Annotated in this window: 23 protein-coding genes; 6 read left to right on the plus strand and 17 right to left on the minus strand. The window is 68.4% G+C overall.

Going from position 1 to position 25277, the window contains the following annotated elements; all coding sequences use genetic code 11:
• Window positions 1-83: 83 nt before the first annotated feature.
• Window positions 84-1658 (plus strand): glycoside hydrolase family 1 protein, encoded by a 1575-nt coding sequence (locus IT293_17670; GenBank protein MCC6766493.1) that lies wholly within the window; start codon window positions 84-86, stop codon window positions 1656-1658.
• Between the two features lie 24 nt (window positions 1659-1682).
• Here the strand turns inward: IT293_17670 and IT293_17675 are convergent, their stop codons facing one another.
• From IT293_17675 to IT293_17700, 6 genes are all read right to left on the minus strand, one after another.
• The gene (locus IT293_17675; GenBank protein ID MCC6766494.1) at window positions 1683-2894 is read right to left on the minus strand and encodes a PD40 domain-containing protein; all 1212 of its coding nucleotides are present in this window, start codon (window positions 2892-2894) and stop codon (window positions 1683-1685) included.
• 295 nt (window positions 2895-3189) lie between these two features.
• Window positions 3190-3444: a hypothetical protein gene (locus IT293_17680; protein ID MCC6766495.1), complete on the minus strand. Its 255-nt coding sequence runs from the start codon at window positions 3442-3444 to the stop codon at window positions 3190-3192.
• 9 nt (window positions 3445-3453) lie between these two features.
• Window positions 3454-6030: an ABC transporter permease gene (locus tag IT293_17685; GenBank protein ID MCC6766496.1), complete on the minus strand. Its 2577-nt coding sequence runs from the start codon at window positions 6028-6030 to the stop codon at window positions 3454-3456.
• A gap of 95 nt (window positions 6031-6125) precedes the next feature.
• Window positions 6126-6851 carry an ABC transporter ATP-binding protein gene (locus IT293_17690; GenBank protein ID MCC6766497.1) on the minus strand — a complete coding sequence of 242 codons (726 nt, stop codon included), beginning with the start codon at window positions 6849-6851 and terminating at the stop codon, window positions 6126-6128.
• Window positions 6848-7003 carry a hypothetical protein gene (locus IT293_17695; GenBank protein MCC6766498.1) on the minus strand — a complete coding sequence of 52 codons (156 nt, stop codon included), beginning with the start codon at window positions 7001-7003 and terminating at the stop codon, window positions 6848-6850. The genes IT293_17690 and IT293_17695 overlap by 4 nt, the downstream gene beginning before the upstream one ends.
• A 196-nt stretch (window positions 7004-7199) precedes the next feature.
• On the minus strand, window positions 7200-8522 hold the full coding sequence (locus IT293_17700) for a CCA tRNA nucleotidyltransferase (GenBank protein MCC6766499.1): 1323 nt from the start codon (window positions 8520-8522) through the stop codon (window positions 7200-7202).
• Between the two features lie 198 nt (window positions 8523-8720).
• Between IT293_17700 and IT293_17705 the strand changes: the two genes are divergently transcribed.
• Window positions 8721-9215 carry a DUF1775 domain-containing protein gene (locus IT293_17705; GenBank protein ID MCC6766500.1) on the plus strand — a complete coding sequence of 165 codons (495 nt, stop codon included), beginning with the start codon at window positions 8721-8723 and terminating at the stop codon, window positions 9213-9215.
• Between the two features lie 9 nt (window positions 9216-9224).
• Here the strand turns inward: IT293_17705 and IT293_17710 are convergent, their stop codons facing one another.
• Complete coding sequence (locus tag IT293_17710) at window positions 9225-10142, minus strand: peptidylprolyl isomerase (GenBank protein MCC6766501.1); 918 nt, start codon at window positions 10140-10142, stop codon at window positions 9225-9227.
• 103 nt (window positions 10143-10245) lie between these two features.
• Between IT293_17710 and IT293_17715 the strand changes: the two genes are divergently transcribed.
• Window positions 10246-10509, plus strand: a complete 264-nt coding sequence (locus tag IT293_17715; protein MCC6766502.1) for a hypothetical protein — start codon at window positions 10246-10248, stop codon at window positions 10507-10509.
• On the opposite strand, the gene IT293_17720 is transcribed toward IT293_17715, so the two are convergent.
• From IT293_17720 to IT293_17750, 7 genes are all read right to left on the minus strand, one after another.
• Window positions 10503-10925 (minus strand): VanZ family protein, encoded by a 423-nt coding sequence (locus IT293_17720; protein ID MCC6766503.1) that lies wholly within the window; start codon window positions 10923-10925, stop codon window positions 10503-10505. The genes IT293_17715 and IT293_17720 overlap by 7 nt on opposite strands.
• Before the next feature lie 40 nt (window positions 10926-10965).
• Window positions 10966-11241, minus strand: coding sequence for a hypothetical protein (locus tag IT293_17725; GenBank protein ID MCC6766504.1), 276 nt, complete (start codon window positions 11239-11241; stop codon window positions 10966-10968).
• A 24-nt stretch (window positions 11242-11265) separates the two neighbouring features.
• Window positions 11266-12537 carry a thioredoxin domain-containing protein gene (locus tag IT293_17730; protein ID MCC6766505.1) on the minus strand — a complete coding sequence of 424 codons (1272 nt, stop codon included), beginning with the start codon at window positions 12535-12537 and terminating at the stop codon, window positions 11266-11268.
• Window positions 12538-12671: 134 nt separating this feature from the next.
• Window positions 12672-12944, minus strand: a complete 273-nt coding sequence (locus IT293_17735) for a Txe/YoeB family addiction module toxin (protein ID MCC6766506.1) — start codon at window positions 12942-12944, stop codon at window positions 12672-12674.
• Window positions 12928-13215, minus strand: coding sequence for a type II toxin-antitoxin system Phd/YefM family antitoxin (locus IT293_17740; protein ID MCC6766507.1), 288 nt, complete (start codon window positions 13213-13215; stop codon window positions 12928-12930). The genes IT293_17735 and IT293_17740 overlap by 17 nt, the downstream gene beginning before the upstream one ends.
• A 417-nt stretch (window positions 13216-13632) precedes the next feature.
• On the minus strand, window positions 13633-15408 hold the full coding sequence (locus IT293_17745; protein ID MCC6766508.1) for a DUF1302 family protein: 1776 nt from the start codon (window positions 15406-15408) through the stop codon (window positions 13633-13635).
• A 111-nt stretch (window positions 15409-15519) separates the two neighbouring features.
• Entirely contained in the window at window positions 15520-16755 is a 1236-nt protein-coding gene (locus IT293_17750; GenBank protein MCC6766509.1) for a hypothetical protein, read from the minus strand.
• 230 nt (window positions 16756-16985) lie between these two features.
• Between IT293_17750 and IT293_17755 the strand changes: the two genes are divergently transcribed.
• Window positions 16986-20516 carry a phospholipid carrier-dependent glycosyltransferase gene (locus tag IT293_17755; GenBank protein ID MCC6766510.1) on the plus strand — a complete coding sequence of 1177 codons (3531 nt, stop codon included), beginning with the start codon at window positions 16986-16988 and terminating at the stop codon, window positions 20514-20516.
• A gap of 293 nt (window positions 20517-20809) precedes the next feature.
• On the plus strand, window positions 20810-22030 hold the full coding sequence (locus tag IT293_17760) for a hypothetical protein (GenBank protein MCC6766511.1): 1221 nt from the start codon (window positions 20810-20812) through the stop codon (window positions 22028-22030).
• Here IT293_17760 and IT293_17765 read toward each other — a convergent pair.
• Window positions 21983-23344, minus strand: coding sequence for a glycosyltransferase (locus IT293_17765; GenBank protein MCC6766512.1), 1362 nt, complete (start codon window positions 23342-23344; stop codon window positions 21983-21985). The two genes, IT293_17760 and IT293_17765, sit on opposite strands and share 48 nt — an antisense overlap.
• 114 nt (window positions 23345-23458) lie before the next feature.
• Here IT293_17765 and IT293_17770 point away from each other — a divergent pair, with 114 nt between their 5' ends.
• Window positions 23459-24175, plus strand: a complete 717-nt coding sequence (locus IT293_17770; protein MCC6766513.1) for a glycosyltransferase family 2 protein — start codon at window positions 23459-23461, stop codon at window positions 24173-24175.
• A 9-nt stretch (window positions 24176-24184) separates the two neighbouring features.
• Here IT293_17770 and IT293_17775 read toward each other — a convergent pair whose 3' ends face one another.
• Window positions 24185-24637, minus strand: a complete 453-nt coding sequence (locus IT293_17775; GenBank protein MCC6766514.1) for a hypothetical protein — start codon at window positions 24635-24637, stop codon at window positions 24185-24187.
• A gap of 65 nt (window positions 24638-24702) precedes the next feature.
• On the minus strand, window positions 24703-25277 hold a 575-nt coding region (locus tag IT293_17780), incomplete at its 5' end, for a hypothetical protein (protein ID MCC6766515.1).

Genomic DNA, 25277 nt, shown 5'->3' on the forward strand with positions numbered 1-25277 from the left:
GTGGGTCGGGTGCCGCCCCCGCGTGCTTGTCCGACGCGGCGGCTCTCGGTTAGGGTCCGGTCCTCTTCGAGGAGGCTCCCGCTATGACCCTTCGCGCCCCGCAGGTGATGGTTGCCGTGCTTCTGCTGCTCGTATCCGTTTCGGCGCGCGCCGATTTCCCTCCCGGATTCCTCTGGGGAACCGCGATCAGCGGCTTCCAGACGGAGGCGGGCGGGGTGCCCGCGAACGGTGATCCCGGGTCCGACTGGTGGGTGTGGGTCCACGATCCGACCAACATCACGAGCGACTTCGTGAGCGGCGATCTTCCCGAGAACGGTCCCGGCTTCTGGGATCGTTATCCCGGCGACTTGAAGCTCGCGCAGAAGCGCTTGCGCAACAACGCCTTCCGACTCGGCATCGAGTGGAGCCGGATCTTCCCGAGTTCCACGGCGGGCGTCGACGCGAGCGGCGGCATCACGCTCCCGGTGCTCCAGCAGCTCGACGCGCTCGCCGATCAGACGGCGGTCGGGCGCTACCGCGCCGTCTTCGACGAGATCCGCGCGCGCGGGCTCACGCCCTTCGTGACCCTCGTCCACTTCACGTTGCCGCTCTGGATTCACGACCCGATCGCGGCGCGCGACGCGCTCGCCGGCACCGATCCCAGTGCTCCGCCGCCGAGCGGGTTCGGACCGGCGGGGTGGCTCGACGCCGCGACCGTCCCGGAGCTCGCGAAGTACGCGGCGTACGTCGCGTGGAAATTCGGCGACCAGATCGACTTCTGGACGCCGCTGAACGAGCCGATCGTCGTCGCGGTGAGCGGCTACGCGAACATTCCCGGCGCGCTGGCGGCGTACTTCCCTCCGGGGGCGTTCAGCTTCTCGGGAGCGCTCGCCGTCATCCTGAACGAGGTCGCCGGCCACGCGGCGGCCTACGACGCGGTGAAGCTCTGGGACACCGTGGACGCGGACGGCGATGCCGATCCCGCGCGCATCGGCCTGGTCCACAACATGGTCTATTTCGTACCCCAGCGCGCGGGGCAGGCGGTCGACATCACGGCCGCGCAGCACGCCGATTACATCTACAACCGGGTCTGGCTGAACGCGACGATCCACGGCGACGTGGACGCGAACGTGAACGGCGCGATCGATTCCGGCGAGCACCACCCGGAGTACGTCGGCAAGGCAGACTTCATCGGCGTCAACTACTATTTCCGCGGGAAGGCGCTCGGCCTCGGCGGGCCGGTGACGCCGGTGGTGCCGCTCTTCGACTTCTTGCCGACCACCGCCTTCGAGAACTGCCAGCCCGGATGCAGCGACCTCGGATGGGAGACGTTCCCGGAAGGGTTGCGGGTCGTCCTGAACACCGCCGCGGGCTACGGGCTCCCGCTCTACGTGACCGAGAACGGCATGGCCGACGCAGACGACCAACAGCGGCGCGGCTACCTCGTGAACCATCTCCGGGTCGTCGAGGAGGAGATCACGAACGGGCTCGACGTCCGCGGCTACTTCCACTGGTCGCTCGTCGACAACTTCGAGTGGGCGCTCGGTCTCGCCCCGAGGTTCGGGCTCTTCGGCTACGACCCGGTCAAGCAGCGGCGCAAGCTCCGCCGGAGCGGGCAGATCTACGCCCGCATCATCAAGAAGAACACGGTGCCGCAGCAGCTGCGCGACCGCTACTGAGCGTCGCCGGTCCGGTGCACGGGGTTACGGGACGATCTGGCCGGCGAGCGCGAAGAGGTTCGTCAGCAAGAGCTGCGTGCCCGGGCTGCCGTTCCCGGCGAGGTCGCCGTCGGCGAGGAAGACGGTGAACACGCCCGAAGCGTAGGCGGGAGCGCTGATGTTCGCGGGGGCGTCGGTGACCTGCACGATGACGTTCTTTTTGAGGTCGTAGGAGTAGAGCTCCGGACCGACGCTGGAGTTGTTGAGCAGATCGTCGGGGGACAGGAACGCGACGGCGTGGCCGTTGCTCGACATGGACGGGGAGGTGCTGCTGCCGCCGGGCGAAGTGGTGAGCTGGCGGAGCGTCGCTTTGTTGCGTCGATAGAGGAAGAGCTGCGTGCCGCCAGTCGCGAGGCCGGTGAGATCCGCCTCGGACTCGAACACGAGCCGACCGCCGTCGCGCGTCACCGTCGGAGTGCGGGAGGCCCCGGGCCCGTGGCTCACGATCGAAAGTCCCTGACCGCGGTTGTCGTACAGGTAGATCTGGTTCTCGGTCTGGCCGATGTTCAGGAGATCCGCATCCGATTGGAAGTAGATGAACTTACCGCTGTTGCTGGTGACGGCGTTGCGGTTGTTGCCGGTCTTGTTGGTGAGCTGGGTGAGGCCGGCGTTGCCGCTCGCCGCACAGGGAAACGGGCACCCGAGCAGCGCCTTGCGGAGATCGAGGCGGTAGATCTGCGTGCCGCCCGCGCCGCTGCCGAAGAAGTCGGCCGCCGACTCGAAGACGACGACCCGCTCGCCGTCGTCGATCCTGGCGTTCGTGCTGTCGCCGCTGCCGTTCGTCAACTGATGATGCGCGCCCGTGTGGCGATCGAGCAGCATGAGCTGGCGCGCCCCGATGCCGCCGAGCCGGGCGTCGTACACGACCGTGACTGCTTTCCGACCGGTACGCCCGCGCTGATTGTCGTCGGCGGCGGCGGTGGTGAGCTGGGTGAGCGCGAGGACTCCCTGGACGTCGCGGGTCTGAAGATCGAACAGGAAGATCTGCCGGCCGGTGCTGCCATTGGCCAGGAGATCGGCATCGCTGTCGAAGAGGACATAGCGAAGGCCGCCCCAGGACGGATTCCGGATCGTGCCGGGGTCGTTTCCGACCGGCGGAATCTGCACGAGCGGCGGCGTGATGTAGTGGAATGCGGCCACCGGGACGGCGCACAGACCAAGGGCGAGGACCAGCAATAGGCGGACGGCACGAGGCATGGGGGGGCGCTCCGGCGAAGCGAGAGTCCGCCAAGGATGCCTGAGTGGCTCGGGCGTTGGCAAGCCCCGACTACACGCCAAGACGCATAAGAGAGGAGGTGCGGCCGTGCGTCGTACCAGAGGATCGGCCCAGCGAGGCTTTCAAGCGGCAAACCCACTGAAAAGCCGATGGTGCCGACGAAGGACGAGCGTGCGGCCCGACTCAGTACGTGAAGGTCGCGTATCCGACGGTGAGCCCGGCCGCGCCGACGCCGGCCAGGATGCGCTGTCCCCGCCGGAGGCGCGGCATTCAGGATCAGAATGCGCTTGCGGCGCGCGCGAGCGCCGCGCGAGCCGCGTCGACCGCGAGCGCGATCGCGCTCTCCCCGTCGGCCAGCTGGCAGCGCACCTTCGTACCGCCGATGCTCAAGAGGCTCTCGACCTGCGCTACGAGCCGCGCCAGCTCGGACGGCGGCAACAGCGCCGCATTCTCGGCTCGGATGCGATCCAGAATCCACTGATTCGTGATCGTGCGTGAGAGCAGTCGGTGCTCGACGGCGGCGATCAGCATCGATGCGATTCAGTCTGCGCGGATGCCCTGCAAGATGGGTTCCTGGGTGGCGTAGCGGGCCGCGAAATACCCGGTGGCGAGCGTCATGAGGAGGACGATGCCAACCGACAGGGCAACCGTCGAGAGCGCAACGTGAAAATCGAGGTCATACCCGAGGAGGTAGCGGTAGTTGATGGCCACCCACATCCACGACGTGATGAGGCCGACGGGGACACCGAGCAGGGTGCCGAGCCCTCCGATCGTGGCGGACTCGAGCACGATCGTCCGCCGCACGGTCCCGTCGTCGGCGCCGATCACCCGCCAGAGCGCGAGCTCTCGCTGGCGCTCCACGATGCGGGCGAGCAGCAGATCGAAAATCCCTGCGACGGTCACGATGATCACCAAGAGCTGGATCGCATCCGTGAACGCGAACGCCTCCTTCACCTTGTCGTCGAGGTAGCGGATCACCTGGGGCATCGTGACGATCTTCAGACGGTATCGGGCGCCGAGGTGCGCGGTGACGGCCTGGCGAACCGCGGCCGGGTCGGCGTTCGGCGTGAGGAAGAGGTGGACCCGGCTCACCCCAGGCTCGAGCCAGCGGGTGGTGAGGACGTTGCGATTCACGATGACGGCGCCGCGGTCGGAGATGTAGTCGCGGACGACGCCGACGATCGGAAGGGTCAACGGCCCCGTCGGCGTGTCGAGCGTCAACGCGTCGCCGACGTGCAGGTCGAAGCGCTCGGCCATGGCCGACGACACGTTCGCTCCGGTCCCGCTTCGCAGCGCGGCGGCGGCGGCGGCGGGATCACCTTCGCGGTACCAGCGCGCACCGTAGCGGCGGGCATCGATGAAGCGCTCTCCGAGCCCGAAGAGCGCCACGCGCTCGTCGCGGAACACTTGTCCGGGGATCGCTCGCCAGGCCTCGGCCGCAGCGACGCCCGGAACCTCCGACAACCCGACGACGACTTCGGGCGGAAGCGGCGTCTCGAGCCAGCCGCCCTCGGTCGTGGTCGCGCTCACGACGAGATCCCCCGGTAAGAATCCGCCTTCGCGGTAGTAGCTCGTGACCGAGCGCTGGAAGCTGACGCTCAGCGAGGATACGGTCACGGCGAGCGTCAACACACCCGCTACCGCCGCGACGGTGAGCCCGGTTCGCATCGGCGAGCGAAAGACACCCTCGGCGGCCATGCGGCCCGACGCTCCGAACGCCCGTGGAAGCAAGAGGGAGAACAGGCGCGCCGACCACGCGACGAGCGGAACCGCGAGCACCACCGCCGACGCGTTCCAGAGGTTCGAGCCGAGATTGCCCCACGCGAACGACTTGAGGCGTACCTGTGCGTAGAGGGCGATGCCGCTGGCCGCGATCATGGCGCTCCACCAGAGCAGAAGCCGGCGTGAGTCGAAGTGTCCCGACTCGGTTCGGGTGCGGCCGCGAATGATGTCCGCCGGATCGACGCGGGACATGCGCCGGGCCGCGAAATAGGACGCGAAGCAGGCGGTTCCGATGCCGAGCGAGAGGATGGCGGCGACGTGCCGGAGATCGATGGCGAGCGACTCGACCGGGAAACGGAGCTGGAAGATGACCCCCATGGAGTCCGACACCATGCCCGTCAGCAGGTGCGCGAGGCCGATGCCGTACGCGACCCCCAAGAGCGAGCCGATGCCGCCGAGGAGAGCCGCCTCCAGCATGAGCAAGCGAAACAGGACGCCTTCCGTCGCGCCCGTCACGCGCAGCTCGCCCATCACGGCGGCCCGCCGTACGGCACCCGTCGACGTGGTGTTGTAGATGATGAAGACGCCGACCACGAGGCAGAGGGCGCTCAGCCCCGTCAACATCGCCTGGAAGGCGCTGACGATGCGTTCGTAGTTGGCACTGCGCTGCTCCGGACGGGAAACGCTCAGGGTCTCCGGCACGACCGAAGCCACGCGTTTCTGCACGTCGGTCACGCTCTTGTCCGGAGCGACGACGACGTCGATCTGATCGACCCGCCCCGTCTTGTCGAGCAACATCTGCGCCGCCGGCAGATCCATGACGGCGAGGGCGCCGTCGAGCGCGGCGGCGAGGCCATGGACCTCGAGCAGCCCGGCGACGGTGAGGCTCTCGAGCCGCGGCGTCGTGACCTGGACGACGTCTCCGACTCGGATGCCGTGCCGTTCAGCGAAGGCCGTCGTCAGGAGGAGTGCGCGCGGATCGGCCAAGCGGCGCAGGATGTCAGCTCGGTTCGCGGGATCGATCTGGTAGCGCTGGAGCTCCTCCTCGGCCGTCAGGTCGGCACCGAAGAGCTGGAGCGCGTCGTCCGGATCCTTGGCGAGCGCGATCGTGCCGCGGACGAGCGGGACGGAGGCGACGACGTCCTCGACGCCCCGGACCTGTTCCACGAGGGACTCGGGGAACCCGACCTCCCCGACCCCGAGCGTCACCTGGAGTTGCGCGGGTCCGGCCATCAAGTCGATCGTCCGCTGGAAGTTCGCGAGGACGCTCGTGTTGATGATGTTGATCGCGACGATCAAGGAGACGCCGGTCGCGATCCCGCCGACCACCAGCAGTGTTCGCCCCCAGCTGGCGCGAAGCTGCGGGTAGCTGATCAGGCGGAGAAGACGCAGCACGGAGGGACCATAGGTGGCGTGTCGGCAAGCGTCAAAGCACGGTTTCCGCTGGAGCCGTCCACCCCGACGGCCGCGTGCTCACGCTACCAGCGACGTCAACCAGCCATGCCTCGCTCGCTCGCCGCCAGCGCCTCGTCGTCCTCGTCGAAGTCCGTCGTGTGCTCGAGCGCACCGTCGACCAGGCGGAGCACCCGCTTTGCCATCGCCGCGAAGACCGGGTCGTGGGTGACGAGCAGAATGGTCACGCCGAGCCGCTCGTTGAGATCGGCCATGAGATCCATGACGGCGCGGCCGTTGGCGCGGTCGAGGTTGCCGGTGGGCTCGTCGGCGAGGACGATCGCGGGATTGATGACCAGGGCGCGCGCGATGGCGACCCGCTGCTGCTCGCCGCCGGAGAGCGTGGTCGGGTGGTGCTTGGCGCGGTGGGCCATCTTCACGAGCTCGAGGGCCTCGACGACGCGCCGGTCGACCTCGCGTTGCGGCACGTTGTCGAGGACGAGCGGCATGCCGACGTTCTCCTCGGCGGTGAGGAAGGGCAGAAGGTTGAAGGTCTGGAGCACGTACCCGACCCGGCGGCGCCGGAGCTCGGCAGCCTCCTTGCTGGTCATGCGGGCAACGTCGCGGCCTTCGACGAGGACCGCGCCGCTCGTCGGCGTGGTGAGCCCGGCGATCAGGTGCAGCACGGTGCTCTTGCCCGAGCCGCTCGGCCCCATGAGCGACCAGAAGTCGCCGCGCTCGATGATGAAGGAGAGATCGTCGACGGCGCGGACGGCGGTGTCGCCGCTGCCGAAGATCTTCGTGACTTTCCGGAACTCGATCATGCCGAGGCCGAAGCTCCGTAGCGGTCTTGGAGCCGCTTCGCGACCTCGTCGAGCCAAGCGAGCTCGGCGCGGGCCGCATAGCCGTGGATGCCTTCCGGGTTGCAGGACACGACGCCGAGAACCGCGTGCTGGATTCCGTGAGAGTGACGCATCGTACGGCTCCAGGGGCCCAACCGACCGGAGGCCGACCCCGCTACTGCGTTCGGATTCGACCGTTCCACGCTGCCTCGCGAAGTGTCAACCGAATCCCGCGCGCTCGGGGCTACTTCCTATTCTGGGCCGGAATGGTCCACGGCGTTCCATGAGGCCCGTACAGCCGAAACCAGTGGATCGTCGCGGCGGTGCGCGTCAGGCGTAGTGGGCGCGGACCCAGGCGAGCGCGGCCTCGCGGTCGGCGAGCGCGCCTTCGAGCTGCTGCTCCTCGACGGCCTGGAGGATTTCGCTGAAGCGCGGGCCGGGCGCGAGGCCGATCGCGATCAGGTCCCGCCCGGTCACGAGCGCCGGCGGGTGCATCTGCTCGGCGGAGAGGCTCGCGAGCTTCGCGCGGCAGAACTCCCAGTACCGGAGGTCGCCGCTCGAGGCCGTGGCGTCCATGCGGGCGAGCTCGAGGAGCTCGTCGATGCCGTCCTCGCGCAGGAAACGGGTGAGCGTCGAGCGGCGCATCTGCGGAGCGCTCACCAGCCGCAGGTGGTTGCGGACCAGGTACGCGACGCGCTCCCAGACCGCGCGGCTCCGCTTCAGGCGTTGGCAGATCGCGACCGCCATCTCGGCGCCGCGCTCCGGGTGCCCGTAGAAGGTGATGCGCTCGCTCTCGGCCGTGCTCTTGCGCCCGGCGCAGGAGGGCTTCGCCACGTCGTGCAGGAGGGCGCCGAGCGCGAGGGTCTCGGTCGGCGCGCGCAGCTGCTCGATCACGAGGAGCGTATGCGTCCAGACGTCGCCTTCGGGGTGATGGATCGGCGTCTGCGCGACCCCCCGCATCGCGAGCAGCTCGGGGACGATCGCCGCGAGCAGTCCCGAGGCGTGCAGCAGCTCGAAGCCGCGCCGCGCCGGTCCTTCGCAGAGGATCATGCGGATCTCCTCGCCGATCCGTTCCCAGGCGATGCGGTCGATGAGCGGCGCCTCGCGGCGGATGGTGTCCCAGGTTCGCGCCTCGATCTCGAAGCCGAGGCGCGCGGCGATGCGCACCGCGCGCAGCATCCGGAGCTTGTCCTCGTCGAGTCGGTCGGCGGGGTCGCCGATCGCGCGGACGATGCCGCGGGCGAGATCCTCGCGGCCGCCGACGTAGTCGATCACGCGTTCCTCGATCGGGTCGAGGAACATCCCGTTGATGGTGAAGTCCCGGCGCGCGGCGTCCTCGCGCGCACTCCCGAACGTCACCGTGACCGGGTGGCGCGAGTCGAGGTAGACGCCGTCGCGGCGGAAGGTCGCGACCTCGACGCGGTCGGCGCCCGACGGCACCAGCACGACGCCGAACTGGGCGCCGACCGGGAGGCTGCCGGCGAAGAGCCCGAGCACGCTCGCTGCCGGTGCGTCGGTCGCCACGTCGTAGTCCTTGGGTGTACGCCCGAGCAGCTCGTCGCGCACGCATCCTCCCGCGAGAAGCGCCTGGAATCCCGCGTCGCGCAGGCGCTGCACGACGGCGACGGCGTTGGCGCGCGCGGGTAAGGACATCGGGTCGGATCATGCATGGCGCCGGAGGGTCGGGCAACGCGCGGTCCGAGGCCTCGGACCCGAACGGCGCCGCGGGGAGCCATCCCCGACCCGCCTGCCTGCTGCCACCGATTGCTCTGCCGCGTACAGAAGAAGTGCGATACCACCGCCGCGGCGCCCGTCTTGTGCACTCGGAGCGCGCGTGGCATGTCGCGCGCCATGCGTGCCGTCCTCGCGCTCGTCCTCGTGCTCCTCGCGCCGCCGCTCGCCGGCGCCCACGTCGTCGTGTTGCCCGCGAAAAGTCAGGCGGGCGGGTGGGAGCGCTATACCGTCCTCGTTCCGACCGAGAAGGAGTCGCCGACCGTGCGCGTCGAGGTGCGCCTCCCGAAGGGGATGGACGTCATCGCCGTCGAGGCGAAGCCCGGGTGGGAAGGCCGCTACGAGCCCTTTCCGATCGGCGCGGCGCGCGTCGAATGGAAGGGCGGGCGCGTTCCGAACGGCGAGTTCGTGAGCTTCGAGTTCCTGGCGTGGAATCCCACGGCGCCGGGTGACCTGCCCTGGCAGGCGACGCAGTGGTACGAGGACGGATCGAGCGACCGCTGGGGCGCCGCCGGGACCGACGCTCACCACGCCTCCCGAACGACGCTCGAGCCCGGCAAGGGCCCGCGGGGCGGCCTGCACCGCCACGCGCCGACCGAGCCCGTCAGGCGCTGAGTGCGCGGCTCAGTGCCCCGTGATCTCGGGAGCGGCGTTCGCGCCCGGGGGAGGGTTCGGTAGCTCGACCTTGGCGAGCGCGTCCTCGTCCACCGTGATCTTCGCGTCCGCCTTCACCTTGTCGAACCGCTGCGTCACCAGCTCCTGCCGGCGCTGGTTGGTGAGCGCCACCCGGATGCGCTCCTTCACGTCCTCGAAGGGCTTGGCGGGACCGTCCTTGCGCTCGATCAGCTTGATGATGTGGTAGCCGAAGGGGCTCTGGATGACCTGGCTCAGGTCGCCGGGCTTGTCGAGGGCGAACGCCGCGCGTTCGAACTCCGCCACCATCCGGCCTTGCCCGAAGAAGCCGAGATCGCCGCCGCGCGCCGCGGTCGCGGTGTCGGTCGAGTTGGTCTTGGCGAGTTCCTCGAACTTGTCTGGCGCCGCGTCGAGCTCGGCGCGCAGTCGCTTCGCGAGCGCCTCGTCCTTCACGAGAATGTGCGCCGCGTGGACCTGGGCGCCCGAGAAGAGGCGCTGATTCTGGTCGTAGTAGGCCTTGATGTCGGCGTCGCTGAGGACGGGCGCCTCCTGGTAGTCCCGCATCACCCGCTGCACGACCAGGCGTTGGCGGAGGTCGTCGATCTGTCGGACGATGTCGGGGTCGCGGTCGTAGCCCTTGGCGCGCCCCTGCTCCGCGAGCAGCTCGTTCAGGATGTAGTTGTCGACGAACTGGCGACGGCGGTCGGGCGTCGTGAGCTGCGCGCGCGAGCGCGGCGGAAGGCGCTCCACCTCGCGGCGAAAGTCCTCCGTGGTGAACTTCTTGTCGTCGTACGTCGCGATGACGGCGCCCCCCGCGGCGGGTGCGGGCGCCGGCGTCGACGCGTTGTCATTGGCGCATGCTGTTGCGAAGCACACGAAGACGATTGCCCACCGCGAGGTCCGTGCCACGCGGCGGGCATACCGCAATCATTCGTTGACTGCCAAGAGGGGCCCGGGTTAAGTCTGGTCTCCCAACGCTCGCACTACACCCCCGCTCAGGAGGAACACCCCGATGGAACAGATGCTCGAACAAGCCGAAGCCGTCCTTCGCTTCTCCGGTGAGCTACAGCGGCGCATGTCCGAAGTCGGCGTCGAGGGCATCGGCGGTGTGATGAGCCTGTACGCGCAGCTGCGCAGCGCCCTCGAAAAGGTCTCGCACGACGAGCTGGATTGGGCGGCCGCCGAGGTGAACCGGGTGTTGGAGAGCCTCACGAAGATCAGCGACGAGGTGCGCCGCTTGAAGGGATTGAAGCTCTCGCTCGAAACCGGTCACTGATCCGGTTCCGGCCCTCCGCGCCCGCGGCAGCGGGCGAAGATCAGCGTGCCGAGCGCGGCGCCCGTGGTGTCGATCAGCACGTCGACGCCCGAGCCCGTGCGGCTGGGCACGAGCGCCTGGTGCGCCTCGTCGAGCAGGGCGTACGCGGCGCAACAGGCGACCGCTCTGAGCGCCACCGCGCGCGAGATGCGCGCTCCGGGCTCGGTCATGGCGCGGCAGATCAGCCCGCCGAGGATCGCGTACTCGGTGAGGTGCGCGCTCTTGCGTATGATGCTGTGCGCGAGCCGGAACCCGGCCGGCGTCAGCTCGCCGAAGAAGAAGCGGAGAACCGGGTCGATGTAGCTGTTCGTCGAGCGCGCCGAGAACGCGTCGGTCGAGAACCACGAGATGAACGCGGCCCACGCGACGACCGGCAACCAGCGCTGGATGCCGGCCGCCCACGCGGACCGCGGCAGCTCAGACGATCTCGTTGACGGCTCGCTGGACAACCGCCAGGACCTCTTCTCCGTACTCCGCGTCGAGAAAGTCCTCGAGCTTCTCGCGTTGACTCACGTACTGGCGAGCGTCCCCGGGCTTCTGCTCCTCGGTGAGATGCGTACCGGACATGAGGTCGAGAAAGGCGAGCACGCCGCCGCAGTCGCCCTTGCCCCAATCGCGTTCGAGCTTCTGGTCGATGGCGAGGCGAAGCGTGAGGTAGCACAGGCGGTAACGCATCTCTTCGGTGAGTTCCATGACGGGTCCTTTCTCTGGTTCGGGTCAGTCGCGGCGTTCGAGGGCGATCACGTACTCGTAGCGGCTGCGCTCGAGCGCGCCCTCGACTTTGCGGCCGTTGATGACCAACGTCGGGGTCGACTTGACGCCAAGTCGGCCGCCGGCGTTCGCGTCGGCGAGGACGCGTGAGCGCGCCGCCGGGTCGTCGAGACACGCGGTGAACTGCTCGGCCGGAATGCCGAGCCCGACCGCCTTCGCGACGAGATCATCGCGCCCGAGCTTGTCCTGCCCGCGAAAGAGGAGGTCGTGATACTCCCAGAACTTGCCGCTGCGCGCGGCGCATTCGGCGGCGATCGCCGCCTGGCAGGCGGATCGGTGCATGCGGGTGGTCACGTTCGGATTGCAATCCGCGTCGAGCGGGAAGTGGTGGAACACGATGCGTACGCGGTCCGGATGGCGCGCGGCGAGCTCGTGGAGGTCGCGAAACGCCATGGCGCAGGCCGGGCACTCGAAGTCGGAAAACTCGATGATCGTGAGCGGGGCGCTCTCGGGGCCCTTGGCGTGCGTGCTCGGCGGGAGGTCTGTGGTGACCGGGAGCGTCGTGTACCAGTCGAAGAACTCACGGTCGCGCGCCTTCACGTCGTCGGCCGTCATGGTCGCGCCCGAGATCGGCCGCGCGGCGAAGTGCAGGGCGGCGATCACGGCGATGCCCGCCAGGATGATGCCGACGCCGCCGAGCGCGCGCCGCGATGTGAGCACGGGCCGGGCGCTCCGCGCCAGATCGACGCGGACGAGGCGCCACACGAGCACGGCCGTCGCGATCACGAGCAGGTACATCGCGGCGCAGAGAAGGCAGAAGGCGCCGATCGCGAACGTCGAGATGCCCGCCATGTACACGGACACGGCCACGTTCCAGAGCGCGAGCCCGAGCGTCAGGAGGCTCGCGTGCGAGCGGGCGTCGCCGACCGCCTGCCCGCGGCGATACAGGAGAACGGCGAGCGTCACGTAGCTCAGGAAGCCCCATGCGGCCATCGGGACGCCGAGCAGCACGCTGTACGGGCTCATCAGCACGGCGTCGCAATTCACCGCCGCGTTGACGTTGCAGAAGCTCGTGTACGAGCCGTGGGTCGCCGCGAGCTGCGCGTGCAGATAGAGCTGGATGAGGGCGATCGCAGCCGAGAGCCCGGTCAGGATCCAGAGGGCGCGTTCGAGGCCGCCGGTGCGTGCCGCGGGGATCCGCAGGCGGGTCGGCGCCGGCGTCGGCCCGCCCCGGCGACGCCCGGAATTCCGCTGCTGCGTCGCCCCTTTGTGCGCCATGAGCGAGGCATACTAGCGACGGGGGCACGCGCTTTCAATTGAGGCGAGTGGCGTCGTCCTTCACGCCAGCCTGGCGGTTCGCGAGATCCGCGCTCTTCCACGACGTGCCCGTGAAGGGCCAATGTGGACCGACCTCAGTAGTGGTACCGCGCTTGCAGAAAATCGACGCGATCCGCACTCACCGTATAGACCAGGCGGTGTTCTTCGGTGATCCGGCGCGACCATGCCCCCACCAGAACGTATTTCAGCGGCTCAGGCTTCCCGATGCCTTGGAAAGGATCCCGCATCACCGCCTCCACGAGATCGAGCGTACGAAGCGCCACGCGCCTGTTAGTCTCGACCCACCATCGAAGATCCTGACGAAATTCCGGCTGGAATACTGGGAGGCGTTCAGCCTTCCTTGGCAAGGCCGAAGTCCCGTCTGAGTTTGTCGATCGTCTGGGGCTTCAACCTCTTGCCTTGGGCGCGCCGAAGAGCCGCGATCAGCCGCTTGACGTTCTTGGGAGACCGAAGGAGGTGGGCGGTTTCGATGAGGCTCTCGAGCTCATCGGCCGCCACGAGCGCCACGTTCCGAGCCCCGCGACGATGGATGATCACGGCCTCGCGGGAGTTTGCCACGTCGTCGCACAGCGAAGCGAGGTTTGCGCGCGCATGGGTGTACGTGGTCTCTCTCGGCATAGGTAAGTCGCCGGTACAGGATTGCTGTACGCTCTCGACGCCTACCGGTCAAGCAGCCCACCAGTTCCGATCCGAGGCATTTTGCCGCATCGAGGGGAGAACTCGCTCGGAGCTCTCCCCTCTTGTTTCGACGATCGATCCATCTCCCGGCCCCACCGCCCGATTTCGCGCACATACCGACCGGCAGCCATGCATCGGCTGCTCGGCGAGCAAGCCGAGGATGGCGTGGCGGATCGACACGCCGGGTGTGGTGTCAGACCGCGAGGCCCGCGATCAAGAAGAAACGCGCGCGGGGTGCGGATTTTTCCTCCGCACGAAAATACGGCTGGGCGGAATACTCGTCGTGCGCCGCCCAGAAGCGAAGCGGGGGAACGGTCGCTGGGACCGTTCCCCCCTTCTCGCAAAACGAACCGAGACCTAGAACTGGTACGTCAACCGCAGCGCCGTTTCCGAACGGCCGCGATTCGTACCGAGGAGCCACGGATCGAACACGCCCTTCTGCACGTCGCTCTGGCCCGGGATGAAATAGCGCTGGGTCAGGTTCACGATGAAGTTCGGCGTGACGACCCAGTCGACGTTCCAGAACGGGTACAGGCTGTTCGAGTTGACCGGATCGTAGATCATGCCGAGCAGCGGGACGACCGATCCGCCCTTGTAGAAGGTGAAGATCGCGAGCGTGACCAGCGACTCCCAGCTCCGGACGTCGTCGCGGAAGCTGCCGTTGCCGTTCGGATCGTTGCAGGGCTGGTCCTTCGGCGCGCCGCAGTACGGACGGGAGCGCGCGCCGGCGGTCGGCAGGTCGAGCGCCGACGTGAGCGTGTCCTCGTTGTGCATGATGTGGTGCAGGAACCACTGGCCGGTGATGAAGAAGGTGGTCTTCTTGTTGAGCGAGCGGATCCACGTGGGGCGGTCGAAGGCGATCATGCCCTTCCACATGTCCTTGCGCGTGGTGCCGGGAAGGAGCGGCGCGAACGTCGTCTCCTTGTCGCGGTCGAGCATGTAGATGCCGAAGTCGTAGACCGTTTCCAGGCGGAAGATCGCCTGCGTCCAGTCGCCCTCGAAGTAGTTGGCCGAGATGCCGACGGTGTGGATGTACGGCGTGATGTACTCGACCGGGAGCGTGCCCTTCGCGAGGAGCTGCTGGGTCCGGATCTGGCCTTCCGGGGTCGGCGTGATGCCTCGGACGGGCGAGAACGGCGAGCCGTCGTCGCCGGACCAGCGCTGGTAGAAGTAGTGCAGGCCGACCTGCAGGCCGTTCGGGAAGACGCCCGAGAATCGCACGCCGACCTGGCTGTTGTCGACCGGATTGCGGTCGTAGTCGCCCTGCTTGAAGAGCGCCGAGCCCTTCATCAGGCGCTCGAGCGGACCGCCCGTCGTCGGGTTGCGGAACGGGGCCAGGAAGGCGCCGTCCTCGCGGTTGAAGAGGGGGTTCTGGATGCGCAGACCCCACGGCCTCGGCAGATAGCTCACCTTCACCGGGCGCCAGTCGCCGGGGTTCCAGTACGCTTCGAGGAAGACGTTCGAGACCTTGCCGATGTTGCCGATGTCCCAGAGGCCCTTCGCCATCCAGAGCGGGATGCGGAGGTCGTCCCAGCCGAAGGACGGCGGCGGGACCTCCATGATGAAGTGCCACGAGGTGTCGAGCGGGTTGGCGCGGTCGAGCATGCGGAAGTCGTCCGCCTCGCCCCAGATGATCTGCTGCTTGCCGAGCCGGAAGCTCAGCGGCGCGTCGGCGAGCTTGATGTCGACGTAGAGCTCGCGGAGCTGGTTCTCGAACTTGACGGCGTCGCGCGCGCCGTTCGACATGTCGTTGATGTCGCGGAGGGCGGCGCGCCCCGGCTTCCGACCCCGGAAATCACGCTCGCGGAGCGTCGGCTCGTAGTCGTAGATGCTGTCGTAGACGCCGCGATACAGCAGGAAGAACTTCGAGCTTTCGATGAAGGGGAGGTCGATGCGATCGATCCATTTCCCCCGGTCGATCCAGTTCCAGTCGACGCGGGCTCGCATCGTGTTGCGCTGCTGGACGAAATGGTACTCGTCCACGTCGGGATGCCGCACGATGTTCTGCGACTGCAAGCTGCCCGATAGCTCGAGCGGACCGTACTTCATCGTCGCCGATGCCGGCGACGCGCTGACCAGGGTGAGCGCCGCCACAGCAACTGCGCGGCGCCAGGTCTGACCCGTTCCCGTCATGACCGCCTCCTTGCACGTGGCTCGAGAGCCGAGCGCTACTTCGATGTGAGGTACCGGAGGAGGGGTGCCCGCATCACGCGGGCACCCCTCGGAGCTGCAGAGAAAAGACTACTAACGCGGCGTACGGACCTGCGACGCCGGGATCAGCGCCGCGCCCGGACCCGGCAGACCGGCCACCGTGTTGATGGCGGCGGCCTGCGTCGCCGGGATGCAGAAGATCGAGGCGAGCGTCCCCTGCTGCGTGCCGCACTGACCCGTCCGCGAGATGGTCGTGCCGAAGCAGGGCTGGAGCTGCGACTCGCACGTGCCGGCGCCGGGCGAGAGGTCCTCGCAATCGGTCGTCGGCCCGCTGCTGAGGAAGCACTGCCGGAAGGGCTGCCCGGAGCAGACGCCGATCGGCGGGTTGTTCTCGCAGAGGCCGCTCGCGGGACAGACGCCGTTCGGGTTGATGCAGGAGTTCGGCTGGATCTGGCCCGGGCAGAAGCAGGTGGCTCCGAACGTCGAGTTGAGGCAGGCGACGTTCGCGTCGACCGAGACCGTGCCCGTGGTGAGCGGGTTCAGGTCGATGTTGAGGTTGCCGACGGGGCTGCCGTTCGGCTCGCAGTCGTTCGAGGTGCTGCCGGCATCCGGCGGCGCGCCGCCCGCGTTCTGGAAGAGATCGCTGATGCCGCCCACGTCGCACGGCGCGCCCGGCGTCTTGCCGCCGTCGCAGGTGCCGCCCTTCACGCCGTCGTTCGGCGTCGGGTCACCGACGCAAGGCGGGCAGGGCTTGTTCTGGTCGACGACCAGGTACACCTTCGAGAGCAGCTTCACGCTGCTCTCGCCGCACCCGCTCTCGCAGTTGTACGTGCCGGTGATCGCCTCACGGAACTGGTTGATGACGCAGGAGGAGACGCCGCCCGACGAGAGCGGCAGCGGCGAGCCGAAGGTCGTGCCGACGAGCTCCGAGCCGTCGACCGTGCAGTTCACGCCGTCGGCGCAGTCGAGCTTGGTCGTGACCTTCGCTTCGCGGGTCGCGACCGAGTCGTGCGCGATGCCTGTCCAGCCGGTGTCGAGGTCGGAGCCGCCGAGGCTCGTCACGGTGACGTTGAGCGCGGTGCCTTCGCACACGGTGCCGGTCGAGGTCGCGGTCGGTTCCGGCGTTGGCGCGACGGTGCCTTCGGTCTCGACCGGTGTCGTGGTCGGCTCGACGTCGGTCGCCCCCGGCGTCGCGGTCGGCGGCTTCGGGGTCACCGTCACTACGGGAGTGCCCTTGGGATCGTCGTTGTCGTTGTTGTCGTCACCACAGCCCGCGATGGCCAATGCCGCGACCATGGCGAGCGCGAAACATCTCGTCCGTGTGCTCATGAAAACTCTCCTCCTTGAGGGGTCGACCACTCCCGTTGGCGTGCGGGGCTCGATAGCAAATGGGTGATTTTTCTGTCAAGGAACGGCACTCGCCTTTGCCGGAAGTATGACGCTCGCGCAGCGTCCGAGGCAACGCGAACCTCCGCCGCGCGGCGGGGGAAGTATTCCGCACCGGACGTCGTCCGCCTTTCTTTCAATTTGGAATGCCCTGTGCTTAAGACTCGCCCCGCATGCGACCCGTGAAGCGATGGTTCGGCGCGGCGGCACTCGTGTGGATCGGATGCGTCGCGGCGGCGGACGTCGCCGGTGCGCAGTTCATCAAGAACGGCGACTTCTCGCAGGGATCCGCCGGCACCCCCACCGACTGGCGCATCGACCGCTGGGACACCAATACGGGCACGACGGAGTTCCTCTGGAAGGCTCCGAGCGGGTCCGAGCCGGGGCAGGCGGGCATTCGCAACACCAAGCCCAACGACGCCCGCTACGTGCAGGATCTGCACGTGAAAGAGGAGACCTGGTACCACATCGCGGGCAAGATCCGGACGGAGAACGTCGGGCAGGGGGCGATCGGGGCCTACCTCTCCCTGATGGAGGGGTTCCAGAACTCCCAGGATCTCAAGGGCTCGCAGGATTGGCAGCCGGTCGAGCTCTGGGTGAAGACCGAGAAGTGGCAGGACCGCCTCACTCTGGCGCTCCGCGTCGGCGGGTACAGCAGCCTCAATACGGGCGAGGCCTGGTTCTCCGACATCACCGTCGAGGCGGTCTCCGGCCCGCCGCCGAACGCGAAGAATGTCTATCAGCCGGCGTCGGGGGGCGGCGGCTTCGCGCCGCTCAGCCTCTGGGCCCTGATCCTGCTCCTCGGCCTCATGACGGCGGCGCTCTGGTACTACCTCCGGCCGCCGCCCGGCGGCGGCGATCGTGGCACGCCGGCGGAGAAGCTCGGGCTCCTCGCCTTCCTGCTCGCGCTGCTCGCGATCAAGATGGCCGTGGCGCCGCACTTCGGCTTCGACACCGATCTCGGCACCTACAAGGCGTGGGCGATACGCCTCGCCGACCGCGGCCCGGCGGATTTCTACGCCCCCAACTACTTCTGCGACTACCCGCCCGGCTACCTCTACGTTCTCTGGCTGCTCGGCAGCATCTACCAGGGGATGCACCTCGCGACCTCGGGGCCGCTCTCGACCCTCATCATCAAGATGCCGGGCCTGATCGCGGACCTCCTGTCGAGCGTGCTCCTCTACGCGCTGCTCCGCCCGCGCGCCGGGCAGCGGACGACCTGGCTCGTCGTGCTCGCGTACTCGCTGAATCCGGCGGTCATCTTCAACTCGGCGATCTGGGGGCAGACCGACTCGCTCTTCACGCTCGAGCTCTTCCTCGGGGCGCTCCTGCTCTTCGAGGGCCAGATCGCGTTCGGCTGGGCCGTCCTGATGATCGCCGCCATCACCAAGCCGCAGGCGCTGATCTTCCTGCCGCTCTTCGCGTCCTGGCGGGGCAACTGGGACCGGCCGGAGCGGCCGATCGTCGCCGCCGCCACGGGGCTCGCCGTCGCCGCGGTGCTCACGCTTCCCTTCGTCGAGCCGCTCGGACTCGCCGCCCACTACCAGAAGGGCGCCGCGTACTACGCCGAGACGTCGGTGAACGCCTTCAACCTGATGGCGATCCTCGGCGGCTTCCGGCAGTCCGATAGCGCCATCCTGCTGTTCATGAGCTACAAGGCGTGGGCCACCGCTCTGGTGGTCCTCTTCTTCGTCTATCTCGCCTTCCTGATCTACCGGCGCCGCGACGCCGAGATGTACGTGTACCTGATGTTCCTCTTGCCGCTCGGCTTCTTCATGCTGTCGACGCGCATGCACGAGCGCTACCTCTTCCCGTGCCTCCTCTTCCTGACGCCGCTCTTGCCCCGCCGCAAGCACCTGTGGGCCTTCTACGGCGTCCTCACCGCCACCTACTATTTGAACCTCTGGTACATCCTGCGGGCGTTGAACTCCGAGGTCTTCCTCGACAAGTACGATCCGTTCGGGATCGCGGTCTCGATCGTGAACGTCGGGCTCTTCGCCGCGGCGCTGGCCGAGGGCTGGCGGATGACGCGGCTGGCGCCCGAGCCCCTGCCGCTGCCGTGCGGCGACGGCGACACGACGCTCGCGCCCGCGGCTCCGGTGGTCGCGCGCGCGGCGGCGCCGGCGGCGAAGCCCGTGCCCGCGAGGGCGATGGCCAAGGCGGCGTCCGCAAAGGCGCGGGACGAGCGCGGGCCGGAGGACGTTCCCGCGGCGAAGCCCCGCGGCTGGGTGTCCTTGCCGCAGTGGGAGATCGAGGCGGGGGCGTCCTGCTATCGCATCACCCGGCGCGACCTCGCCCTCGCCCTCCTGCTGGTCGTCGTCGCCGGCGGACTGCGCTTCTGGAAGCTCGAGCAGCCGAACGAGCTCGTCTTCGACGAGGTCTACTTCGTCGAGCAGGGCAAGAACTACCTCCGCGGCAAGGAGTTCATGGACCCGCATCCGCCGTTCGCGAAGCTCGCGATCGGCGCCAGCGTGGCCCTCTTCGGAGGCGAGGCGAACGGCTACCGCATCTTCAACGCGGTGTGCGGCACGCTGCTCGTCGGCGTCGCGTACCTGACCGGCCGGAAGCTCCTCGGAGACGGCCTCGCGGCGTTCGCGACGGCGGCGGCCGTCGCGTTCGACGGGCTCTTCATCGTCGACTCGCGGATCGCCGTCATCGACATCTGGTACGTTACCTTCGGAGCGATCTCCTACCTCCTGTTGTTCCAGTATTTGCGGACGCCGCCGGTCGAGCGCCGCCCCGGGATCCTGGTGCTCCTCGGGCTCGCGCTCGGACTGAACCTCGCGAGCAAGCTCTTCATTCCCGCGTTCACCTGGATGACGGTGGTGTTCTTCCTCGCCGTCATCTCGGTGCACGCGGAGCGCTTGCACCGCAGCCGGCAGCCGCTGGCGCGCGGGCTCGCGCCCGCGGCGCTCGTCACGTGCGCGGCCGCCGCGATGTACCTGGCCGTCTTCCTGCCGCACTACTGGCTCGGCTGGTGGCACAGCATCTGGGACATCCCCAAGTACTTCAAGGACGTGGTCGGGTACGAGGCGGCGGTCGCCGACGCGACCCACCCCTACTCGTCGAAGTGGTACACCTGGCCGTTCCTGCTGCGGCCGGTCTGGTACCACTTCAAGGACGTCCCGAACGATCCGTCGCACGTGGTCGGCGTCTGGGGCGGCGGGAACCCGATCCTCTGGTGGGGCGGCTTCGCGGCGATCCTGGTCGCGCTCGCACGCGGCATCCGCGAGCGTCATTTCGCGAGCGTGTTTCTCTGCACCGCCTTCATCCTCCACTACATCGTCTGGTCGTGGATCGGTCGGACGCTCTTCCAGTACCACTATCTCCCGTCGCTCTACGCGAGCCTGCTCGCGCTCGGGATGGCGCTCGGGATGCTGTGGCGTGCGCCGGCCGACGACGGGTTCTGGGTCGGCGCCGGCGTCGCGCTCCTGGTGCCGCTGTTGCCGACCCTGATCGGGCCGTTCCCCCGCTGGGGGGTGCTTCTGTGGGCCGCGATCGCGGGCGTCTACGGCGCGGCGGTTGTCTACCGGCGGCTGCCGACGTTCCAGTGGCCGCCCGGCCGCGTCGTCGTGGTGGCGTACGGGGCGGTGACGATCGCGCTCCTCGTCTATTTCTATCCCCTCTGGTCCGGCATGCCGATCGGCCGGGACGGCTACAGCGTCCGCATGTGGTTCCAGAACGGGCCCGCCCGCTGGATCTAGGCAGGTTGCTGAAAAAGAGCCATCTGCTGCGTTGCTCGGTCGCTCACTGGTGCGGCGTAGCTTCCGCTACGCCTTCGCGTTCGCTCCCTCACGCCTTGCAACTGACCCTTTTTGAGCAACCTGCCGGGGGTGCCACTGGCGCATGGTGGGACGCTCGCTGCGCTCGCGTTCATCAATCGCATTGGGTGGATGGCCCCATTGTGCGAGTAAGAAACGAGTAAGAATGAATGCGCGGAGCGCAGCGAACGCGGAGGCGTAGCGAAGCTACGCCGCACCCGCTCTGAGCACGGCAAGTGAGCGACCGAGCAACGCAGCAGATGGCTCTTTTCCAGCGACCTACCAGGCGTCGCATCGCCGCGCTGGCCGTGTTCCTCGGTGTGACGGCGCTCTACTACGCGTCGAACCCGCGCCTGCCGGACGCGTACAAGCACCACGTGTACGTCGCCGACGCGTGGCTGCACGGCCGGCTCTGGGTGCAGGGCTACCCGGGGCACTATCACGACTGGATCACCGTGAACGGCCAGGTGCACTCACCGTTCGCGCCGACGCCGGCGATCCTGCTCGTACCGTTCGTCTGGTGGTGGGGCACCGCGTTCAACATGAACTTCTTCAGCATGGCGGTGGCGGGCCTGAACGCCATGCTGTGCTGGCTCGTGTTGTTGCGGGCCGGGGTCGGCGCGCGGCGTGCGGCGCTCGGCACGATGATCTTCGCCTTCGGCACCGTGAACTGGTTCTCCGCGGTCATCGGCACCACGTGGTTCCTCGCGCATCTCTGCGTCGAGCTCTTCCTGCTGTTGGCGCTGTTCGAGGTGTTCGGCCGGGGGCGGGCCTGGCTCGTCGGCGCGGCCTTCGGCTTCGCGATGCTGGCGCGCGCGAACGTCGCGACCGCCGCTCCCGGCGTGTTCCTCCTGTTGGTGCATCGCCACGCCGTCCGGACGAGCTTCTTCCGCTTCTGCGATGGGCGCGCGATCGTGCGCGGCCTGCTCTTCGGGCTCGGGTTCGCGTTGCCGATCGCGATCGAGCTCGGGCTGAACTACGCCCGCTTCGGGAACGCGTTCGACACGGGGTACGGCAAGGCCTCCGAGATCTACATGGCGGGGAAGAAATACGGCTGGTACGACTGGCACTACATCCCGCAGCACGTCCACATCGCGATCTTCAAGGGCTGGGAGTACATCGAGGAGTTCCCGTTCTTGAAGCCGTCGCCCGAGGGTCTGTCGATCCTGCTGACGAGCCCCGTGCTCCTCTACGCGTTCGCGGCCTCGCGGCGCGACGCGACGGTGCGCCTGCTCTGGCTCGCGACGGCGCTCACGGCGGCGGCGCTGATCCCGTACTTCTACCAGGGCTGGGTGCAGTTCGGGTACCGCTACCTGCTCGACGCGCTCCCGTACGTGATCGTGCTAGCCGCGATCGGCATGCGCGATCGCGGCTCCGGACCGCTCCTCTTCCTGGCCGAGTCGTCGGCGCTACTGAACGCGCTCGGCGTGTACTGGGGGAAGAAACTGGGCTGGTAGCGTGAAGCCCGGCGAGGGCGGCGTGACCGCGGCCGGGCCCGCGTCGCGGCGGAGCGCCAGCACGAGCTCGCTCTGGAACACGTAGGCCGTGTCCTCGAGCGCGAAGCCCCATTCGCGGCAGAGCTGGATCAGGCGGCCGCGGGTGTAGTGCGTGATGTGCTCGTCCTTGTAGCCCCCCGGCGCGAAGAAGCCGTAGAGCGGCTCGATCGTGCGCCAGCCGACGGTGTCGTAGTCGGGCGTGCCGAGGACGAGGAGGCCGCCGGGACGCAGCACGCGCCGCAGCTCGGCGAAGATGCGGTCGTCGTAGGGAATGTGCTCGATCACCTGCGAGCAGACGACGCAGTCGAAGGTGGCGTCGCGCACCGGCAACGCGAAGATCGATCCCCGGACGAGCGGCACGTCGTAGCGCCGCATGTAACGGAGCTTGTTGTGCAGGATGTCGAGCCCCACCACGTCGTTGATCGACTGCAGGATCACGCTCGAGCCGCAGCCGATGTCGAGGGTCTTGCCGGCGCCGCGCGCCCACGCGCAGATGATCTCGTGGCGCCGCCGCTGCCACCAGCGTTGCAGCGGGATCGGGCTGTAGAACGCGCGTTCGTCGTAGTCCGCCGACTCGATCGAGCTGCGAAGCTTCCACAGCCGGACGAAGGCCTTCAGGAACGCGACGCCGAACGCGACGATGCGCGCGTGCGACGACCCGCGCTCGCGCGGGTAGTAGGTGAAGGGGATCTCGATGATGCGCCACCCTTCGGCGTGGATCTTGACCAGGATCTCTTCCAGGACCTCGAAGTTGGTGCCTTCGAGATCGAGGCCCCGCACGGCGTCGGCGCGGTAGAGCCGGAATCCGCTCGAGAGATCGCGCACCGGCAGTCCGAGCCCGCGCGCGAAGAAGGCGTTCAGCACGCGCGACAGGATCAGGCGGTTGCGCGGCATGTACGCCACCCCGCCGCGGACGTAACGCGACGCGATCACCACCTCGGCGCGCTCGCGGCTGCGCCAGAGCTTCACGATGAAGTCCGGGTCGTGCGAGAGGTCGGCGTCGAGCGTCAGGATGTAGGTTCCGGCCGCGGTCGCGAGCCCCTCGCGGAGCGCGCCGCCGTATCCCGGCAACGTCTGGCGGATGACCCGGGCTCCGCCGGCCGCGGCCGCCTCGGGCGTACCGTCGGTGGAGCCGCCGTCGACCACCACCAGCTCGTAGGTGCAGCCGATCGCGCGCAGCACGCCGACGGCGCGCGGGAGGAGCCGTTCGACGTTCTCGCACTCGTTCAGGACCGGGAGGACGACGCTGAGATCGAGCGGCCGGGGCGCGGACATACGACGGCCGAGGCTAGCAAAGGACCGCTCGATCGTACACCGCGCGAATGCGAAGGAGCCGTTCGATGCACCGAATAGACTCGCCGACGGCGGGGTGGTACTTGAGGCGCGCGCGTGTCCCGTCTCCCCGGCATTTCGGCGTTCTTCCCCGCGTACAACGAAGAGGCAAACGTCGGCGCCATGGTCGAACGCTTGCACGGCGTCTTGCCGCGGGTGAGCGACGACTACGAGATCATCGTCGTCGACGACGGCAGCCAGGACCGGACCGCCGAGATCGCCGACGGCCTGGCGGCGGCCGACCCGCGGGTGCGCGTCGTGCACCATCCGCAGAACCGCGGGTACGGCGGCGCGCTCAAGTCGGGATTCGCCGCCAGCCGGAAGGCCTACGTCTTCTTCACGGACGGAGACGGGCAGTTCGACGTGAACGAGATCGAGAGGCTGCTGCCGTACGTGCCCGAGCACGACGTCGTGATTGGCTATCGCATCGACCGCGCCGAAGGCGGCCTCAGGCGGGTCAACGCCGGAGCGTGGAACTGGCTCGTGCGACGCCTCTTCGGCATTCCGTCGCGCGACGTGGACTGCGCCTTCAAGCTGTTCGACCGCCGGGTGTTCGACGTCGTGAAGCCCGAGGCCGAGGGCGCCATGATCAGCACCGAGATCCTCGCGCGCACGGTGCGCGCCGGCTTCCGGATCACCGAGGTGGGCGTCCATCACTTTCCGCGCCGGCACGGGAAGCCGACCGGGGCGAACCCTCTCGTGATCGCGCGGGCGTTCTATGAGCTCTTCAAGCTGTACCGGCGCATCACCCGCGAATCCGCCGCGCGAGGGTGATGCGCCGGGCTAGCTGACGACTCGCGGCAGCGAGCCGCGCAAAGAGCCCGGATGAAATCGTAGGCCACCGTGCTCGAGCGCTTCTCGCAGCGTCGCGACGGTGCCGCGAAAGAGCTCGGACCGTGCATTCAGTACGCAACGTCCCGCCTCGGCCGGCGGCAGGAGCTTCACCACCGCGCGAGCCGAGTCGAGAATGAGGTGCCAGCGATGCGAAAGTACGGCGGCATCCGGCGGCTCGCCGTCGAAATCCAGGGCGGAACTCGGTGACAGCCATCCCCGGATTTCCCCTGCGCGCATGAACGCTGCCCGGTCACCATGGCGCTCGATGTAGTCGAGAACTCGCAGCGTTTCCGTTTCGGTCGCGGGATAGTAGTCGGCTCGCAGAGACCACAGGCAGCGATCACGATAGTCGTCCACGAGCCGGCGGACCGCAACCTCGATTGCTTCCGCCTCCGGCCGCATGACGGCAACGGGAGCAGGCCCGCCGGCGGGGCGACAATGCTTCACGCGCCTGTCTGCTGCGTTTGCTAGGGACAGCTCGTCGCGATGCAGGTCCTCGTCGGGAGGACGATCGATCCGGGGCCCGGTAGGCCCGCGGCGGCGTTGACGGCGCCGCTCCGCGTTTCGCCGATGCAGAACGTTCCGACCTGGATCGGCCGCGTCTGACTCGGCGTGCCCGTGCGGGTGACCGGCCCGTTCGGCGCGCCAGCGGCATCGGTCGGTCCGAGGCAGCCGCGGGGCCTCGTCGAGCAGCCGTCGCCGTCCATGGGGCAGTCAGCGTCGGTCGTGCACGAGCGGAAGGTCTCGATCGCGCACAGCGAGTCGATGGGTCCGGCGTCGCACGCGCCCTCGCCGCCGCCGGCGACGCTGCAGACGCCGTCCTGGCACTGGTTCGGCTGGAGCTGGTTCGCGCAGTAGCAGGGCGCTCCGCTCGCCGCCGCGCCGACGCAGCTCGCCGCCGGGGCGAGCTCGCGGGTGCCGGTCGTGAGGTTCAGGGGGAGAGTCGAGCTGCCGATGTCGGCGCTCGCGCTCGGCGGGCAGTCGAAGCTCGTGTTCCCGAAGAACGGCGTCGTGCCGTCGGTGGTGCAGGGTTGGCCGTCGC

The organism is Deltaproteobacteria bacterium (assembly GCA_020848745.1).
In the GTDB taxonomy this organism is placed as follows: domain Bacteria; phylum Desulfobacterota; class Binatia; order UTPRO1; family UTPRO1; genus UTPRO1.

What these genes read in the sequence shown, in the direction of transcription:
- IT293_17755 (MCC6766510.1), top strand. Translation starts at nt 16,986, where the DNA reads ATGCGACCCGTGAAGCGATGGTTCGGCGCGGCGGCACTCGTGTGGATC.
- IT293_17670 (MCC6766493.1), top strand. Translation starts at nt 84, where the DNA reads ATGACCCTTCGCGCCCCGCAGGTGATGGTTGCCGTGCTTCTGCTGCTC.
- IT293_17765 (MCC6766512.1), bottom strand. Translation starts at nt 23,344, where the DNA reads ATGTCCGCGCCCCGGCCGCTCGATCTCAGCGTCGTCCTCCCGGTCCTG.
- IT293_17725 (MCC6766504.1), bottom strand. Translation starts at nt 11,241, where the DNA reads ATGGAACTCACCGAAGAGATGCGTTACCGCCTGTGCTACCTCACGCTT.
- IT293_17690 (MCC6766497.1), bottom strand. Translation starts at nt 6,851, where the DNA reads ATGATCGAGTTCCGGAAAGTCACGAAGATCTTCGGCAGCGGCGACACC.
- IT293_17695 (MCC6766498.1), bottom strand. Translation starts at nt 7,003, where the DNA reads ATGCGTCACTCTCACGGAATCCAGCACGCGGTTCTCGGCGTCGTGTCC.
- IT293_17675 (MCC6766494.1), bottom strand. Translation starts at nt 2,894, where the DNA reads ATGCCTCGTGCCGTCCGCCTATTGCTGGTCCTCGCCCTTGGTCTGTGC.
- IT293_17680 (MCC6766495.1), bottom strand. Translation starts at nt 3,444, where the DNA reads ATGCTGATCGCCGCCGTCGAGCACCGACTGCTCTCACGCACGATCACG.
- IT293_17715 (MCC6766502.1), top strand. Translation starts at nt 10,246, where the DNA reads ATGGAACAGATGCTCGAACAAGCCGAAGCCGTCCTTCGCTTCTCCGGT.
- IT293_17700 (MCC6766499.1), bottom strand. Translation starts at nt 8,522, where the DNA reads ATGTCCTTACCCGCGCGCGCCAACGCCGTCGCCGTCGTGCAGCGCCTG.
- IT293_17740 (MCC6766507.1), bottom strand. Translation starts at nt 13,215, where the DNA reads ATGCCGAGAGAGACCACGTACACCCATGCGCGCGCAAACCTCGCTTCG.
- IT293_17775 (MCC6766514.1), bottom strand. Translation starts at nt 24,637, where the DNA reads ATGCGGCCGGAGGCGGAAGCAATCGAGGTTGCGGTCCGCCGGCTCGTG.
- IT293_17705 (MCC6766500.1), top strand. Translation starts at nt 8,721, where the DNA reads ATGCGTGCCGTCCTCGCGCTCGTCCTCGTGCTCCTCGCGCCGCCGCTC.
- IT293_17730 (MCC6766505.1), bottom strand. Translation starts at nt 12,537, where the DNA reads ATGGCGCACAAAGGGGCGACGCAGCAGCGGAATTCCGGGCGTCGCCGG.
- IT293_17745 (MCC6766508.1), bottom strand. Translation starts at nt 15,408, where the DNA reads ATGACGGGAACGGGTCAGACCTGGCGCCGCGCAGTTGCTGTGGCGGCG.
- IT293_17750 (MCC6766509.1), bottom strand. Translation starts at nt 16,755, where the DNA reads ATGAGCACACGGACGAGATGTTTCGCGCTCGCCATGGTCGCGGCATTG.